The sequence below is a fragment of the bacterium genome, from assembly GCA_035703895.1.
GTDB lineage: Bacteria > Sysuimicrobiota > Sysuimicrobiia > Sysuimicrobiales > Segetimicrobiaceae > Segetimicrobium.
In genome coordinates this window covers 21447-36538 of sequence record DASSXJ010000250.1, presented here as the reverse complement: position 1 = coordinate 36538, position 15092 = coordinate 21447, and the positions used below count along the sequence as shown (strand labels likewise).

Below are 15092 nucleotides of genomic sequence, written 5' to 3'. Positions count from 1 at the left end.
CGCGATCGCGGATGCGAGGCGATCGCCGTCCGCGATCTCTGCCGTCCCGGAGAACGGGAGGGTGCCTCGCGGCACGACGCGGACGGCGAACCCCAGCCGGTTCAGCACCGTGCCGAGGCTGGCCTCCAAACCACCGGCGAGCATCGTCATGTCGAGGAGGAGCGCTCCCGTGACGCTCAACCCCAGCACGACCAGCGCCGTTCTGGCCGGGGCGCGCACAAGCGTCCGCAGGGCGAGAAAGACGATCGGCGGCATCCGTGGTCCCTAGCGGCCGGCTTGTTCCAGCGGGGCGGGCCGCAGCAGGCGCCACGCCGTGAATGCTCCCGCGGCGATCCCGAGCACCACCGAGAGCGCGGTGGCGAATCCGAGGAGGCCAGGCGTGATCGTTGAGAACATCAGGTCCGTGTCGAAGAGATGCTGGTAGTAGGTGTTGATCGCCAGCGAGAGCACATAGCCGATCCCGGTGCCCACCCCCGTCCCGAGCAACGAGACGCCAGTGGCGATGACCAGCATCGTCCCGGCGACCGTGCGCGGGGAGATCCCGATGAGGCGCAGCACCCCCACCTGACGGCGCATCTCCTCGCTCTTGAGGGTCATGATCGCCAAGAGAAAGACGGAGCTCGCGAGGATGGTCACGACCCCGATCGCCCGGTGGAAGCGGGTGATCACCTCGAAGGTGCTCGAGTTGCGGGCTGCGAGATCGGCCGACGTGTACGCGCGGACCCCGAACGCGGCGGCGTTTAGGCGTGCCGTCACCGCGGCGGCGCGCGCTGGGGTTCGGAGCCGCACCACGATGCTGTCGACCTCATCGCCGCGGCCGACCAGGGTTTGGAGGTCGGGCAGGTGGAGGCGGATATCGATCCGGGATCGCCCCACATCGGTCGGGTAGCGGACCGGGCGATACACTTGAACCACCCTGACCGTTTGCCACGGACCCGTGGGCCGGAGCGCAACCTCCAGGAGATCCCCCGGGCCTATGCCAAGCCTGCGCGCGGCGCGATCGCTTAGGAACGCCGGCCAGATACCATCCGAGCCGGCGGACGCCGGCTGCGACCCGGCAGCCCCGCCAAGCCCGCCCACCCAGAGGGCCAGTGCCGCGATGCCGACGCCGAGGCGCACACGCCGTCGCATACGCTCATGATAGCACGGCCCCGACTATCTTCGTTCTTCCTCGGCGATGAGGCGCGCCACGGCCGCGACGAGCGCCTCGATATCCGCCTGGGCATTGTAGCCTTGGACGGATACCCGCACGAGGCTCCGGCCGTTCCAGGCGGTCACGGGGGCTTCGATGTTGAACTCGTGCCACAGGCGGGCCCGCGCGCGCTCGGCATCCGCGAGCGGAACCGGTACGCTCACCATCTGCGCGTACCACGCGGCGGAGTCGGCCGCGAGCGGGGGAAGGCCGCTCACGGCCTCCAGGGCCGACCGGGCGGTCCGGGCGAGCGTGTGGCACGCTTGCTGCACCGCCGGCCAATTGTGCTCGCGCAGGAAGTCGATCGCGGCGGGCACGGAGAGGAACGCGGCGATGTCGCGAGTTCCCTGCCGCTGCTGCTCGTCGACAAAGGAAGACGGCCAGCCCCAGCTCACCACGAGCGGCTTGAGCAGCGACTGCCTCTCGCGCCGGGCGTACAAGAAGCCCGATCCCTTGGGGGCGCACATCCACTTGTGGCAGTTGCCCCCGTAGAAGTCCGCCCCGAGGGCCCCCAGGTCGAGCGGAATTTGGCCGGGGGCGTGCGCGCCGTCGATGACGGTCACGATGCCCGCCTCGCGCGCCCGGCGCACAAGCGTCTCGACCGGAAAGATGAGCGCGGTGGGTGAGGTGATATGGCTGCAGAACAACACGCGCGTGCTCGCTGTGACCTGCGCCCAGATCGTGTCCACAACATCGTCTGGAGATTCCAGCGGGAGGGGGAGGCGCGCCTGCACGTAGCGGGCGCCTCGCCGCTCGCAGATGAACCTCCACGTCCGGTCGAGGGCTCCGTATTCATGGTCCGTGGTCAGCACCTCATCCCCCGGCCGCAGCGCGAGCGACCGGGCCACGATATTCAGGCCGGTCGTGACGTTCGGCACGTAGACGACATCGTCGGCGTCCACCCGGAGGAACCCCGCGAGCGACTCCCGCGCGGCCCGCATCAGATCCTTGAACCGGTAGTGGAGAAACTCGACGGGTTGCCGCTCAAGTTCGAGCTGCCACCGCTGATAGACGTCAAATACGGGGGCGGCGCAGGCCCCGAATGAGCCGTGGTTGAGGAAGACGACGTCCGGCCGCAGGAGGAACAGCCGGCGGAGGTCGGCGGGGGACGCGGCCTGTTCCACGTTACCCGGGGCTTTCGGAGCTCACTCCCGGCTTCGTGGCCCGGCGGGCAAGTGCTTCGGGAAGAGCTTTGGCGAGCCTGTCGCGGGTGACCGAGAGGTCCTCGGGAAGCACCTTCGTCTCGCCGAGCACGGGCATGAAGTTTGTGTCTCCGACCCACCGCGGGACGACGTGGAGGTGGACGTGGTCGACGATGCCGGCCCCCGCCGCCCGGCCGATGTTCACGCCGACGTTGAAACCCTCGGCCCCGTACGTCGCCCGGATCGCCTCCATCGCCGCCGTCGTGAGATGAATCAGTTCAAGGGCTTCGCCGTCCTCGAGCGCGCCCAGGTCGGCCACGTGCCGGCGAGGCACGACCATCACGTGTCCGGAGTTGTACGGAAACGTGTTGAGGATCACAAACACCCGCTGTCCCTGGTAGACGATATGATGCTCTCGATCGCGCCCGTCGCGAGGAAGGACGCAGAAGATGCAGCCTTCCGGAGGGGGGCCTTTGAAATACTGGATCCGCCAGGGCGCCCAGAGGTGCTTCACCCCGCCCGGCTCCGCCTCAGAGTCTCCAGGGCGCGCTGCGCCGCCACCTGTTCGGCTTCCTTCTTGCTCCGGCCGCGGCCCTCCCCCAGCACACGGCCGTTCACTTCGACGATGGCGACGAACGCCCGGTCGTGCTCCGGCCCGCGTTGTCCGGTGATCCGATACCGTGGGAGCCGGCGTTCCAGCTGCTGCACGAGTTCTTGCAGCTGACTCTTATAGTCCCCTTCGCCCGGCTCCTCGAGCCGGCTCAATTCATCTCCGAACCAGCGGGTGACGCAGTAGTGCGCCACCCCATAGCCCGAGTCGACATACACGGCACCCAGCACGGCCTCCAAGGCGTCGGCGAGGAGTGCGGGGCGGCTCCGGCCCCCGCCCTTTTCCTCCCCGCGGCCCAGGACCACGTATCGCCCCAGATCGAGGCCGCGGGCGACGCGGGCGAGGGCGGGCTCGCTGACGATGCCGGCCCGGAGGCGGGCCAGATCTCCTTCCAACCGCGTCGGAAACATGCGGTACAGATGGTCGCTGATGGCGAGGTTGAGCACCGAGTCTCCCAGAAACTCCAGGCGCTCATAGTTTTCCCCGTGGCGGCTCCGACCCTCGGGGCCCGCCGAGCCGTGGACAAGGGCCAGGTGCAGCAGGGATCGATCGCGGAACTTGATGTTCAGCTTTTCCTCGAGTTCCGAGAGGAGCGCCTCGCGTTCGGGCGTGAAGGGCGCGGGCCCTCCGGCGGAAAGTCCGGGCGGCGCCGTGGCAAGCGGACGCGCGGGGACGTCCACCCCTAGGTCGGCCTCTTCAAGATCAGGGTCGCGTTATGGCCGCCAAACCCAAAGGCGTTCGACATCGCGACGTCGATGTGAGCGGACCGCGGGGTGTTGGGGACGTAGTCCAGATCGCACTCTGGATCGGGGAACTCGTAATTGATCGTCGGGGGCAGCATCTCCCGCTCGATCGCGAGCGCGCAGGCGATCGCTTCGACCCCTCCCGCGGCGCCGAGGAGGTGGGAGGTCATCGACTTTGTCGAACTGATGGGGATGCGGTGGGCCTCCGCTCCAAATACGCGCTTGATCGCCAACGTCTCCAACTTGTCGTTGTACGGAGTGCTCGTCCCGTGGGCATTGATATAGTCGACCTGCCCCGCCAGGAGCCCGGCGTCCTTGAGGGCGATCTGCATCGCCCGCGCCGCCCCATCGCCTTCCGGATCGGGCTGCGTGATATGGAACGCGTCTGCGCTCTTCCCGTAGCCGACGACTTCGGCGTAGATCCTGGCCCCTCGCCGCTCGGCACATTCCCACTCTTCCAGGAGGAGGACCCCCGCTCCCTCGCCGAGCACAAACCCGTCGCGGTGGGCGTCGAAGGGGCGCACGGCCCGCTCAGGCGCGTCATTGCGGGTGCTCATCGCCTTCGACGCGCCGAGGCCCGCGAGGCTCAGGGGGGTTAACGCCGCCTCGCTCCCGCCGCAGATCATTGCGTCCGCCTCGTCGTGTTGGATCGTCCGGAAGGCGTCCCCGATCGCATGTCCCCCCGTGGCGCACGCGGAGACGACAGAGACGTTCGGTCCCTTCGCTCCCGTAAGAATGCTGATGATGCCGGACGCCATATTGATGATGATCATGGGAACGAAGAACGCGCTCACCCGCGCCGGCCCCCGCTCCAGCAGGACCTGGTGTTGCTCCTCCCAGGTTTTCGCTCCGCCGATGCCCGATCCGATGATCACCCCGACCCGTTCCGCGTTCTTAGTGGTGATGGCAAACTCGGCGTCGTCCAGGGCGAGCCGTGTGGCCGCGAAAGCAAACTGGACGAACCGGTCGTTGCGCCGGACCTCCTTGCGGTCCATGTACGTCGCGGGATCGAAGTCCGGGACTTCCCCCGCGATCTGGGTCTCGTAGGGCGCCGGGTCGAACGCGGTGATGCGCCGCACCCCCGACCGCCCTTCCATCAGGCCTGCCCAGAAGGCATCTTTCCCGGTCCCGATGGGGGTGACCATACCGACCCCGGTCACGGCCACTCGCCTGCGCATGTGGTTCCCGGCCCTGTCGCTGCCGAGACGCCTACTCTTTCGCGACCTCGGCGTGGCTCTCGATATACTTGGCGGCATCGCCGACGGTGGAGATCTTCTCGGCTTCTTCGTCGGGGATCTCGAGTGAAAACTCATCCTCCAACGCCATCACGAGCTCGACGACGTCGAGGGAATCCGCTCCGAGATCCTCGACGAACTTCGATTGAGGCGTCACCTCATCGGCTTCCACGCCCAACTGCTCCGCGACGATCGCCTTGACGCGGTCAAACACTGGTGCTGGTGCGGCCATCCCCCAACCACCCCCTGATCATCCTACTTCATGACCAGCCCGCCATCCACGTTCAAAATCTGCCCCGTGATATAGCCGGCTTCCTCTGACGCCAAGAACGCCACCGCGGCCGCCACTTCCTCAGGTCGGCCGGTGCGCCCCATCGGAATGTGATCGACAAACCGAGCCCGCTGCTCATCCGTGAGCGTCGCGGTGAGTCCCGCTTCGATATACCCGGGCGCGACCGCGTTCACCGTGATCCCCCGCCCGGCGACCTCCTTTGCGACGGCCTTCGTAAAGCCGATCACGGCGGACTTGGCGGCGATGTAGTTCGCCTGTCCAGGGTTCCCAACCTCCGCGACGATGGAGCTGATGTTCACGATCCGGCCGCGGCGCTGCCGCAGCATGTCGCGCAAGGCGGCCCGCGTACAGTAGAACGTGGCGTGGAGATTGATCGCCATGATGTCGTGCCAGTCCTCATCTCGCATGCGCACGACGAGCCCGTCGCGGGTCAGGCCGGCGTTGTTCACCAGGATGTCCAGCCGTCCCCGCCATTCCGCGGCCTGTTCGACGACCGTGCGGCACGCCTCGGGCACCGTGAGATCGCCCTGCAGAATCGTGGCGCCTCCGCCTGCCTCTTCGACCTTCCGGCGGGTGCGCTCGGCCCCCTCGGCGTTCCGGCCGTAATGGATCACGATCCCCGCGCCTTCGCGCGCGAGGCGGACGGCGACCGCCGATCCGATGCCCCCGGAAGCGCCCGTGACGAGGGCCACATGCTCCGGCAGGCTCATCGGACCTGCTCTCCCAGGAGCATGCCGAGCGCTTCTTCGCGGGACGCCGGGTTTTCGATGTGGCACGTGGCCGCGTCCACCGTTTTCCGGATCATCCCGCCCAACGTCGTGCCTGGTCCGATCTCGACAAAGCACCGGATCCCGGCGTCGTACATCGTGCGCACCGACTGTTCCCACAGGACGGGAGACGCCACCTGGGCCAGGAGCGCCCGGCGAATCTCATCCGGGTCCCGGACCGCCCGGGCCGAGACATTGGCGACGACAGGGATCCGGGCGGGCTTGATGGGCACACGTTCAAGCTCGGCCGCGAGCCGCTCCGCAGCCGGACGCATCAGGCTCGTGTGAAACGGTGCGCCCACCGCGAGTTCGACAGCGCGGCGGGCGCCCAGGCGGGAAGCGTCGGCCGCCGCGGCCCGCACCGCCGCCGCGTCCCCGCCCATCACCACCTGTCCGGGGCTGTTAAAGTTCGCGGGCTCGACCACGCCGACATGGCCGTGCGCCTCGCACAGCGCGCGAACCTGCTGCGGACTCAGGCCGATCACCGCCACCATCATGGTCTCCCGCCCACGGGTGGCGTCTTCCATAAAGATGCCCCGAAGCCGGACCAGCCTCACCGCCTCCTCGAGTTCGAGCGCTCCGGCGCACACGAGCGCGGTGTACTCGCCGAGGCTCAACCCGGCCGTGATCTCAGGCGCGACCGGGAGGGTTGCATAGCACGCCAGGCTCGATGCGAGAATGGCCGGCTGGGTGTTCGCCGTGGCGCGAAGGGACTCCAGAGGCCCTTCCGCGCAAAGACAGAACAGATCGAACCCCACGGCCGCCGTGGCGCGCTCGAACACCGCCCGGGCCTCGGGATACTGTTCGGCCATCTCGCGCCCCATCCCGACGTACTGGGCGCCCTGTCCGGGGAAGACCGCGGCGAATCTCACGCCGCTCCTCCCCACCGAATCGTGCATGCGCCCCACGTGTACCCGGCGCCGAAGGTGACCAACACGCCGAGCTGGCCATCCTCGACACGACCCTGCTGCACCGCCTCGTAGAGCGCCACCGGAATGGAGGCGGCCGAGGTGTTGCCGTACCGCTGGACGTTGATGAAGAATTTGTCGAGAGGCACGCGCAGCCGCCGCGCCGCCGATTCGATGATCCGGATGTTCGCCTGATGCGGGATCACGAAGTCGACATCCGCCGGCCCGAGCTGCGCGCGCCGCAGCGCCTCGCCTGCCGCCGCGGGGATCGCCCGGACGGCGAACTGGTAGACTTCGGGTCCGTTCATGGAAATGTAGTGTTCCTCGCGCTCGACCGTCTCCCGGGAGGCGGGCCGGCGGCTGCCGCCCGCCCTCAAGCACAGCGCCTCTCCCCCGCTGCCGTCGCCTCCCAAACAGAACGAGAGAAACCCGCGGCCGGACCGGGCCGGCCGCAGCACCGCGGCGCCCGCACAATCTCCAAAGAGGACACAGGTGGCGCGGTCCCGCCAGTTGGTGATGCGGGACAGCGTTTCGGCCCCGACGACTAGGACGGTCTCGGCCTGCCGCGACGCGATCGCCCCATGCGCGACGCTCAGTCCGTAGACAAAACTTGAGCACGCCGCCGAGACGTCGAGGCATCCGATCGTCCGCGTCCCCAGGCGCTGCTGCAGCAGGCAGGCGACGTTTGGGAAGACCATGTCGGGCGTGGTCGTCCCCACCACGATGAGATCGATCTGGGAGGGGGTGATCCCGGCCGCCGCGATGGCCTCCCGCGCCGCTCCGTAGGCCAGATCGGAACTGGCCTCGGACGATGCGGCGATCCGCCGTTCCTCGACGCCGGTTCGCGTCCGGATCCACTCGTCGGTCGTCTCAATCGTCGCGGCCAGGTCCGCGTTCGTCAGGATCCGCTCGGGAAGGTACCGGCCCAGACCGACGATCGTGGATCCTATGTCCACGTCACGCCCCCTTGGACGTTGGTGTGGTGCGTCTTGGCTGTCGGCGCCGCTTCTGGCGTGGTCACAGGGTCTCCCCCGGCACGCCGGTCGTGGGCATCTCGGTGAGGGCTATCGAGTTCAGGGAGGAGAGACGGGCGATATCGGTCCGAATCGCCTCCACCATCCTCGCGCGGACCGTCTCGGCGGCGAGCGCGATGGAGTTGCGGATCGCCTTCGCCTTCGAGCTCCCGTGGGTGATGATGCAGATGCCGTTGACCCCGAGCAGGGGGGCGCCGCCGTATTCGGTGTAGTCCATTCGCCGCGCAAGCGCCCGCAGCCGCGGGGTGGCGAGCGCCACGCCCAGGCGGACGAGGAGGCCGCGGCTGAGTTCCTCGCGCAGCAGCGTGAAGATCCCGAGCGCCAACCCTTCGCCAAACTTCAGCAGGAGGTTGCCGACAAACCCGTCGCAGACGGCAACATCCGCGACCCCACCAAAGAAATCCCGACCCTCGATGTTCCCGGTGAAGCGCAACCCCGAGGAACGGAGGAGTTCAGCCGCGCGAATCACTACCTCGTTCCCCTTCGTCTCCTCGGTGCCGTTGCTCATCAACCCCACGCGGGGCTCTGCGATCCCGAGGACCCTGTTGGCGTAGACACTTCCCATCACGGCAAACTGCAGCAGGTGCTTGGGACGGCAATCCACGTTCGCGCCGACATCGACCAAGATGGCGCGACCGCGGAGGGTCGGCAGGACGGCGGCGATCGCGGGTCGATCGATCCCCTCGATGCGTCCGAGACGCAGCAGGGACGCGGCCATCGCGGCCCCCGTATTGCCCGCGCCCACGACGGCGTCGGCGTCTCCCCGTCGCATCGTCTCGACGGCGACGAGAATCGAGGCTTGGCGCTTCCGGCGAAGGGCCATGGCCGGCGCCTCGCCCATGTCGATCACCTCTGGCGCTTCTACCACGGTGACCGGGAGCGCCCCGCCGCCGAGCGATTGCAGTTCACGTTCGATCTGGTTGGTGGGGCCCACCAGCAGCACTTCGACCCCCAGGTCCATCGCGGCTTGGACGGCACCCCCCACGACCTCCCGTGGCGCGTAATCGCCGCCCATCGCATCCACGGCGACCCGCAGTCGTGGTTCCGGCATGCGCGTCAGTCGCCGCCGTTCAGGCGTTCGGCTTCTCCTCGCGTGCCTTCACTTCGACCACCTGCCGTCCTGCGTAGTAGCCGCACGTGGGACACACGCGGTGGGGAACCATGCGGGCGTGGCATTGCGGGCATTCGACAAGGGTCACCGGCCGGATCTTAAACCCTGCGCGGCGGCTGGCGGTTCGGGCCTTGCTGAACCGTCGCTTGGTCAGCCCCATCCCTCACTTCCTTTCCCCGGTCGGCCGGTTCCGGGACGCCGACGGCCATTGTTGGAGCACCTGCAACCGTGGGTCGATCTGATTCGGTAGACAGCCGCACTGTTCCACATTCAGATCCGCGCCGCACGACGCGCACAACCCTTGACACTCTATCCGGCATCGCGGCGCGATCGGCAGGGCGAGCACGAGGTGCTGCCGGACGACCTCGGAGAGATCCACCATCTCGTCGGGTCCGACGGGAATCACGAAGTCTTCCGAGCCCAGCGCCGACTCACCACGGGCCGCACTACCGTCCGCCGGTCCTCGCGAGGGAGACGAGACGCGCCCGAACTCTTCGTCGACCGAAAAATCAAGTTCCTGCGAGAACGGTCGGAGACAGGCGCCGCACACCAAGTTGAGCACGGTGTGCACCCTGCCGGTGAGGCAGACCGTCAGCCCTGTGCCGATCAGCGACAGCTCACCGACAACCGGATCGACCAGCGTGATATCCTCAGCGGGCGACTCGAAGCGTTCGGAAAACGCCACGATCCGAACGGCGCGCCGATCAGCCAGGAGCTCGCCGATGTTGACACGCACACCGCCACCTCACGACGTGTGCCCGGACGGTTAGTCCGGGCACACCCAGCAATCATACCGATGCCAGTTTGCCGTTGTCAAGGCGCGGCGCGCTTCCTGCCGTGGCGGGCGCCCGTCCGCCCGTTCGTTCGCTCAGCACGGTCTTCCCTCGTTGGACGGTGGCCAGGATGCGCGCGACTTCCCGTTCCAGGCGTTCCAGCACGGTCATCGCATACATGTCGGCACCGCGCCGGGTCTCGTCCGCCTCCCGCACCGCCTGCTCGCGGATCTGCTGGAGCTGTTGCTCGGCCGCGCGCGCGAGCGTCCCATCCTCGAGGGCCCGGCGAGCGTGGTCTTCGGCCTCGAGGACGATTTTCCGCGCTTCGTCCTGCGCGCGGCGGAGCACGGATTCAGCCTCCATCCCCAGCGTCGCCGCCCGCTTGGCGTCGGTGGAGAGCGCATCCCGCAGGGTGCGCACCAACTCCCGCGCCTCGTCGTCCCACGCGGCCCGCCGGCCGGGCGGGAACAACGGCGGCCCTCCCGCAAGCAGAGCCTCGAGACGATCCAGGCAGTCAATCACCGGGTGGGATGGAGAGGATCGACCGGGTGTGGCCATCTGTTCACCTCTTGCGCTGTGACCTTGAAAACTTTTGTGTCAACCGCCGTTCCACTACCGGCGGGATGAGGCCGGACACCGAGCCGCCGAACCCCGCGACCTCCCGGATCAGCGTTGAGCTTAGGTAGGCAAACTCGGGGGCCGTCATCATGAACACCGTCTCGATGTCGGGCCGGAGGCGTTTGTTCATCGCCGCCATCTTGAGTTCGTATTCGAAATCCATCATCGCCCGAAGCCCCTTCACGATGACGGCCGCCCCCAGCCGGTGCGCGAAGTCGACGGTCAGCCCCTCGAAGCTCATGATCTCGACCGATGCCCGCCCCGTCGCCGCTTGCAGCATCGACACCCGGTCGGCGACCGGGAACATCGGAGCCTTCTCCATGTTCTTGGCCACTCCCACTACGACCCGGCGAAACATCCTGCATGCGCGATCGATGATATCGAGGTGTCCGTTGTGGACCGGGTCAAAACTCCCTGGATACAGGGCAATGGCGAGCCTGTTCTCTCTCAAACGGCGTCCTCCTTCTTCGCAGGGCGCGTGTAGACCCACACCGCGGTCTCTCCGTACCGCGACGACTTGACCTGCTCGAGCCCCGGCACCTCTCCGGGGGTGTCACGCCAGTGGCCTTCCGCGATGATGAGGCCTCCCGGGGCGAGGGCCGTCGTGGCCGCCACTCGCCCAAGCATCTCCCGTTGCAGCCCGCGGCCGTACGGCGGGTCGAGCATGATGAGGTCGAACTGCCGCCCCGCCTCCGCGAGCACGGCGATCTCGATGAGGGCGTTGCCGCGCCGGACCGCGCCGCGCGCGGCAACGCCGGCCGACGCCAGGTTCTCCTTTATCACGGCGACGTTGCGGGCATCGCGTTCCACGAACACCGCTTCCCGGGCGCCCCGGCTCAGCGCTTCGATCCCCAACCGCCCCGTTCCCGCGAAGAGATCGAGAACCCGCGCGTCCACGACGCGCGCCGCGAGAGAGTTGAAGAGCGCGTCGGCGACCTTGCCGGACGTGGGACGGACTCCGCCCCTGCCCTTTGTGCTCAGGTGCTTCCCACGCGCGGTGCCGCCGCTGACGCGCATCGGCTATCCCACCCGTGCGTTCTCGACCCTGGCGTCGCCGAATCGATGCGCCAGCGCCTCGGCGAGGGCGCGGTGTTCGGCCCGCTCGAGGCCGCAATCCGCCGCGAGGATTTCTGCCGCGTCCCGGCGCGCGCGCTCGAGCCACGCGTGATCCCTCAATAAATCTGCAACGCGAAGGTCTGTGATCCCATGCTGCCGGAGTCCGCCGCCTTGGCGGTTGCCGAGGAGCTCTCCGGCGCCGCGCAGTTCTAGGTCCCGTTGCGCGATCTGGAACCCGTCCGTCGTGTCGACCATCGCCTCGAGCCGCGCGGCCGCGACGTCGTCGCCGGGTTTGGGGTCGGCGATGAGGATGCAGTACGCTTGATGGGCCCCGCGTCCCACCCGTCCACGCAGTTGATGCAGCTGCGACAGCCCAAAGCGGTCGGCGTCTTCGATGACCATCACCGACGCGTTCGGGATGTCGATCCCGACCTCGATGACCGTCGTGGCCACGAGCACATCGATCTCGCCGCCGCGCAGCGCCCGCATCGCCGCATCACGTTCCTCCACCCGCATTCGGCCGTGCAGCACCCCGACTCGAAGGGTGCCGAGCACCCCGCTCTGGAGGCGCGCCGCCAGGTCGGTCGCGGCCTCGGCCTGGAGCTTGTCCGACTCCTCGATCAGCGGGCACACGATGTAGGCCTGCCGGCCCTTTTCGATCTGGGTCCGGACAAACTCGTACACCTGGGGCCGCCGCGAAGTCGGCCGGGCGTAGGTCCGAATCGGCGACCGCCCGGGGGGAAGTTCGTCGAGGGTCGACACGTCGAGCTCCCCGTACAGCGTCAGGGCCAGCGTCCGCGGGATGGGGGTGGCGGTCATCACCAGCACGTCCGGACGGCCGCCTTTGTTCCGAAGGGCCGCACGCTGGCCTACCCCGAACCGGTGCTGCTCGTCAACGACCACAAGCCCCAGCCGGTCGAACGTGACGTCGTCTTCGATCAGCGCATGGGTGCCGATGACGATGTCGGCGGTGCCGTCGCTGATCTGTTGGAGGGCGTTCACGCGCGCGCCGCGCGCGAGACCGCCGATGAGGAGGACCACCGTGACGCCGAGGGGTTCGAGCAGCCGTCGCAGCGTCAGGTAATGCTGCCCTGCGAGGATCTCGGTGGGAGCCATCAACGCCCCTTGGGCGCCGCCGCCGGCGCATTGGAGGAGCGCGGTCGCGGCGACCACGGTTTTGCCGGATCCCACGTCCCCCTGCAGGAGCCGGTTCATCGGATGCGGCTTGACGAGATCTGCGGTGATCTCGGTGATGGCGCACCGCTGCGCCCGTGTCAGTGGAAACGGGAGGCCTCGGTGAAAGCGGACGATGAGGTCGCCGGCGTCTCCGTAGTAGACCGTCCGAGGCTCGGCTTCCGCCTGGGCCTTCTGGCTCAGCAGCAACATCTGCAACAGCAGCAATTCTTCGTAGACCAGCCGGCGGCGCGCCACCCCCTGGGCTTCGATCGTGTCCGGGAAGTGCGCCTGCGTCAATGCCGCGCGTAGGTCCGGGAGACCATGGCGGTGGCACAACCGGTCGGGGAGCCACTCCCGCACCGATGGCGCATGATCTTCGAGGGCGCGGAGCATGATGGTCCTCAACACTCGCTGGCTCAGCCCGTCGGTGCTGGGGTAGACGGGGACGATCCGCCCTACGTGGAGGGTCTCTTCTCCCTCCTCCACGAGTTCGAATTCGGGCGCGATCATCTGGATCTCCCCGGACTGGCGCTGCACCCGTCCGTGCAGGACGACGCGCCGTCCCCCGGTCAACTGCCGCGCAAGGTAGGGTTGGTTGTACCAGACCGCGTGCAGCACACCTGTCTCGTCGACGATCGAGGCCCTCGTGATCACCAACCCATGCCGGCGCCGTGGTCTGAACTGGCGGAGCTGCCCGATCACCCCCTGTACGGTTTCCGCGGTCCCGTGGCGGAGGTCGTGGATGGGATGCAGATGGCTCCGGTCATCGAGCCGCCGGGGAAGGTGATACAAGAGATCTCCAACCGTCCGGATGCCGAGCCGTTCGAGGAGCGGTGCGCGCGCCGGTCCCACCCCGCGTGCATACTGGACAGGGGTGTCTGCGCCCGATGGCCTGGGGGATGGAGGCACGATCGCGGGGCGGGATGAGAGCGCCGGATCTACCGGTCGGATTTTGCGCGAACTCGCCATGCCGCCCGCCTCCTGCGTCGGTCACTGCGGTGTTCGGGGCGCGCCTGGCCAGGAGTGCCTCTCCGCGCCAATTCTACACGCCACACGTTGTCCCTGCCGGAGGTGATGTGGTACACTTCCGTGAGGAACGTTTCCCGCAGAGGGGAGAGATCGTGATGGCCCGACGTTGCGCCGTGTGCGGCAAGGAACCTCGCACCGGCTACTCAGTGAGTCACTCCCACCACAAGACAAAGCGCCGGTTCGCTCCGAACTTGCAACACGTCCGGGCGGTGATCAACGGCGTCCGCCGCCGGGCGAGAGTCTGCACGGCGTGTCTTAAAGCGGGGAAGGTCGTTCGAGTCGCTTAAGGCCCTGGGGCCGGGTCCTTCACATCACGCGGGGGGCCTGGCCCTTGAGTCGGGCGATCAACGTTCGTACCTCGTCCTCGTCAAGCACGTAGCGATCCCCACAGAAGCGGCAGGTCACCTCGGCGCGACCTTCTTGCGCAAGCAGCGCTTCGAGTTCCTCGGTCCCAAGCATGCTGAGCACCCCTTCGACCCGCTCGCGGCTGCACTGGCAGTGAAACGCCAACGGCGTCCGCTGCACGATGTGGGATTCGAGATCTCCCAGGCACGCGCTGAGGATCTCTTCGGCCGTCCGGCCCTGGCTCATCATTTGGGTGATCGGGGGAAGCTGGCGCGCCCTGGCCTCCACATCGGCGATCACCTTGGGGGGTGCGCCGGGAAGCACCTGAACACAGAGCCCGCCCGAGGCGAGCACCTTGAGATCGGGCGCGACCAGCACGCCCAGGGCGACCACCGAGGGAATCTGTTCTGAAGTGGCAAAATACGACGCCAGATCCTCGGCGATTTCCCCGGACACCAGCGGCGCGCTGCCATGGTACGGCGTGCGGAGGCCCACGTCTCGGGTGACGTGGAGCATCCCGCGGCGACCGACGAGCCCGCCGACATCCAGCTTCCGGTGGTGGGTCTGAGGGAGATCCGCGTGCGGGTGCATGGCGTAACCGCGCACGTGACCTTCGGCATCCGCCTGGGCGATCACTCCGCCGATCGGCCCGTCCCCGAGCACTCGGAGGAGGACCGATTGACCATCACGGAGACCCGCCCCGAGGAGGGCGGCAGCCGTCAGACCGCGCCCCAAGGCGGCGGTGGCGGTGGCCGAGGTGGCGTGCCGAATCCGCGCGTCTTCTACCGTCTGCGTCGAAACCGCCGCGATCGCGCGAATTCTTCCGTCAGCTGCTGTAGCTCGAAGTAGGGTGTCCTGCATACCGGTCCCTCATGTCGCTCTACGTGAAGGGCGCCGCGCCTTTGAAGACACGGAGCCTACCGTACTATAGCATATTTCCCCCGACTCTCAACCGGCGGCTGATGGGTCATGAGCGTGCTAAAGATGCGAGGGAAACGAGGGTTAGAAGGCACAGATGTTCAAGTGGCGCACCTGCAATGCGAATGAATTTCTGGCGCCCG

19 protein-coding genes are annotated in these 15092 nt (G+C 67.8%); 1 reads left to right on the top strand and 18 read right to left on the bottom strand.

The genetic code is table 11. The features are described 5' to 3' along the window. The 17 genes from VFP86_16920 to recG all read right to left on the bottom strand — a co-directional run. Positions 1 to 255, bottom strand: a 255-nt coding sequence (locus tag VFP86_16920) for a hypothetical protein (protein ID HET9001324.1), incomplete at its 3' end; no start/stop codon positions are given. A gap of 9 nt (positions 256 to 264) precedes the next feature. Next, a complete protein-coding gene (locus tag VFP86_16915; GenBank protein HET9001323.1) occupies positions 265 to 1131 on the bottom strand; it encodes an FtsX-like permease family protein in 867 nt (288 codons plus the stop codon). A 24-nt stretch (positions 1132 to 1155) separates the two neighbouring features. Continuing rightward, positions 1156 to 2316 carry an aminotransferase class V-fold PLP-dependent enzyme gene (locus VFP86_16910; GenBank protein HET9001322.1) on the bottom strand — a complete coding sequence of 387 codons (1161 nt, stop codon included), beginning with the start codon at positions 2314 to 2316 and terminating at the stop codon, positions 1156 to 1158. 1 nt (position 2317) lies between these two features. Continuing rightward, positions 2318 to 2848, bottom strand: a complete 531-nt coding sequence (locus VFP86_16905) for an HIT domain-containing protein (GenBank protein HET9001321.1) — start codon at positions 2846 to 2848, stop codon at positions 2318 to 2320. Next, complete coding sequence (gene rnc / locus VFP86_16900; protein HET9001320.1) at positions 2845 to 3624, bottom strand: ribonuclease III; 780 nt, start codon at positions 3622 to 3624, stop codon at positions 2845 to 2847. Before rnc ends, VFP86_16905 begins: the two co-directional genes overlap by 4 nt. A gap of 2 nt (positions 3625 to 3626) precedes the next feature. Next, positions 3627 to 4865: a beta-ketoacyl-ACP synthase II gene (fabF, locus tag VFP86_16895; GenBank protein HET9001319.1), complete on the bottom strand. Its 1239-nt coding sequence runs from the start codon at positions 4863 to 4865 to the stop codon at positions 3627 to 3629. A gap of 31 nt (positions 4866 to 4896) precedes the next feature. Further along, the gene (gene acpP / locus VFP86_16890) at positions 4897 to 5154 is read right to left on the bottom strand and encodes an acyl carrier protein (GenBank protein ID HET9001318.1); all 258 of its coding nucleotides are present in this window, start codon (positions 5152 to 5154) and stop codon (positions 4897 to 4899) included. 23 nt (positions 5155 to 5177) lie between these two features. After that, positions 5178 to 5924: a 3-oxoacyl-[acyl-carrier-protein] reductase gene (gene fabG / locus VFP86_16885; protein ID HET9001317.1), complete on the bottom strand. Its 747-nt coding sequence runs from the start codon at positions 5922 to 5924 to the stop codon at positions 5178 to 5180. After that, positions 5921 to 6853, bottom strand: coding sequence for an ACP S-malonyltransferase (gene fabD / locus VFP86_16880; protein ID HET9001316.1), 933 nt, complete (start codon positions 6851 to 6853; stop codon positions 5921 to 5923). The genes fabG and fabD overlap by 4 nt, the downstream gene beginning before the upstream one ends. Further along, the gene (locus tag VFP86_16875) at positions 6850 to 7845 is read right to left on the bottom strand and encodes a beta-ketoacyl-ACP synthase III (protein HET9001315.1); all 996 of its coding nucleotides are present in this window, start codon (positions 7843 to 7845) and stop codon (positions 6850 to 6852) included. The genes fabD and VFP86_16875 overlap by 4 nt, the downstream gene beginning before the upstream one ends. A gap of 61 nt (positions 7846 to 7906) precedes the next feature. Further along, complete coding sequence (plsX, locus tag VFP86_16870) at positions 7907 to 8974, bottom strand: phosphate acyltransferase PlsX (GenBank protein ID HET9001314.1); 1068 nt, start codon at positions 8972 to 8974, stop codon at positions 7907 to 7909. A gap of 19 nt (positions 8975 to 8993) precedes the next feature. After that, entirely contained in the window at positions 8994 to 9194 is a 201-nt protein-coding gene (gene rpmF, locus VFP86_16865; GenBank protein ID HET9001313.1) for a 50S ribosomal protein L32, read from the bottom strand. 3 nt (positions 9195 to 9197) lie between these two features. Continuing rightward, positions 9198 to 9770 carry a DUF177 domain-containing protein gene (locus tag VFP86_16860; protein HET9001312.1) on the bottom strand — a complete coding sequence of 191 codons (573 nt, stop codon included), beginning with the start codon at positions 9768 to 9770 and terminating at the stop codon, positions 9198 to 9200. 52 nt (positions 9771 to 9822) lie between these two features. Then, positions 9823 to 10365 carry a hypothetical protein gene (locus tag VFP86_16855; GenBank protein HET9001311.1) on the bottom strand — a complete coding sequence of 181 codons (543 nt, stop codon included), beginning with the start codon at positions 10363 to 10365 and terminating at the stop codon, positions 9823 to 9825. A 4-nt stretch (positions 10366 to 10369) separates the two neighbouring features. Further along, positions 10370 to 10876: a pantetheine-phosphate adenylyltransferase gene (gene coaD / locus VFP86_16850; protein ID HET9001310.1), complete on the bottom strand. Its 507-nt coding sequence runs from the start codon at positions 10874 to 10876 to the stop codon at positions 10370 to 10372. Then, the gene (rsmD, locus tag VFP86_16845) at positions 10873 to 11442 is read right to left on the bottom strand and encodes a 16S rRNA (guanine(966)-N(2))-methyltransferase RsmD (protein HET9001309.1); all 570 of its coding nucleotides are present in this window, start codon (positions 11440 to 11442) and stop codon (positions 10873 to 10875) included. The genes coaD and rsmD overlap by 4 nt, the downstream gene beginning before the upstream one ends. 3 nt (positions 11443 to 11445) lie before the next feature. Continuing rightward, a complete protein-coding gene (recG, locus tag VFP86_16840; GenBank protein HET9001308.1) occupies positions 11446 to 13626 on the bottom strand; it encodes an ATP-dependent DNA helicase RecG in 2181 nt (726 codons plus the stop codon). A 155-nt stretch (positions 13627 to 13781) separates the two neighbouring features. On the opposite strand from recG, the gene rpmB reads away from it, so the two are divergent. Further along, positions 13782 to 13973, top strand: coding sequence for a 50S ribosomal protein L28 (gene rpmB / locus VFP86_16835; protein ID HET9001307.1), 192 nt, complete (start codon positions 13782 to 13784; stop codon positions 13971 to 13973). A gap of 19 nt (positions 13974 to 13992) precedes the next feature. Here rpmB and hslO read toward each other — a convergent pair whose 3' ends face one another. After that, positions 13993 to 14892, bottom strand: coding sequence for an Hsp33 family molecular chaperone HslO (hslO, locus tag VFP86_16830; GenBank protein ID HET9001306.1), 900 nt, complete (start codon positions 14890 to 14892; stop codon positions 13993 to 13995). Between the last annotated feature and the right edge of the window lie 200 nt (positions 14893 to 15092).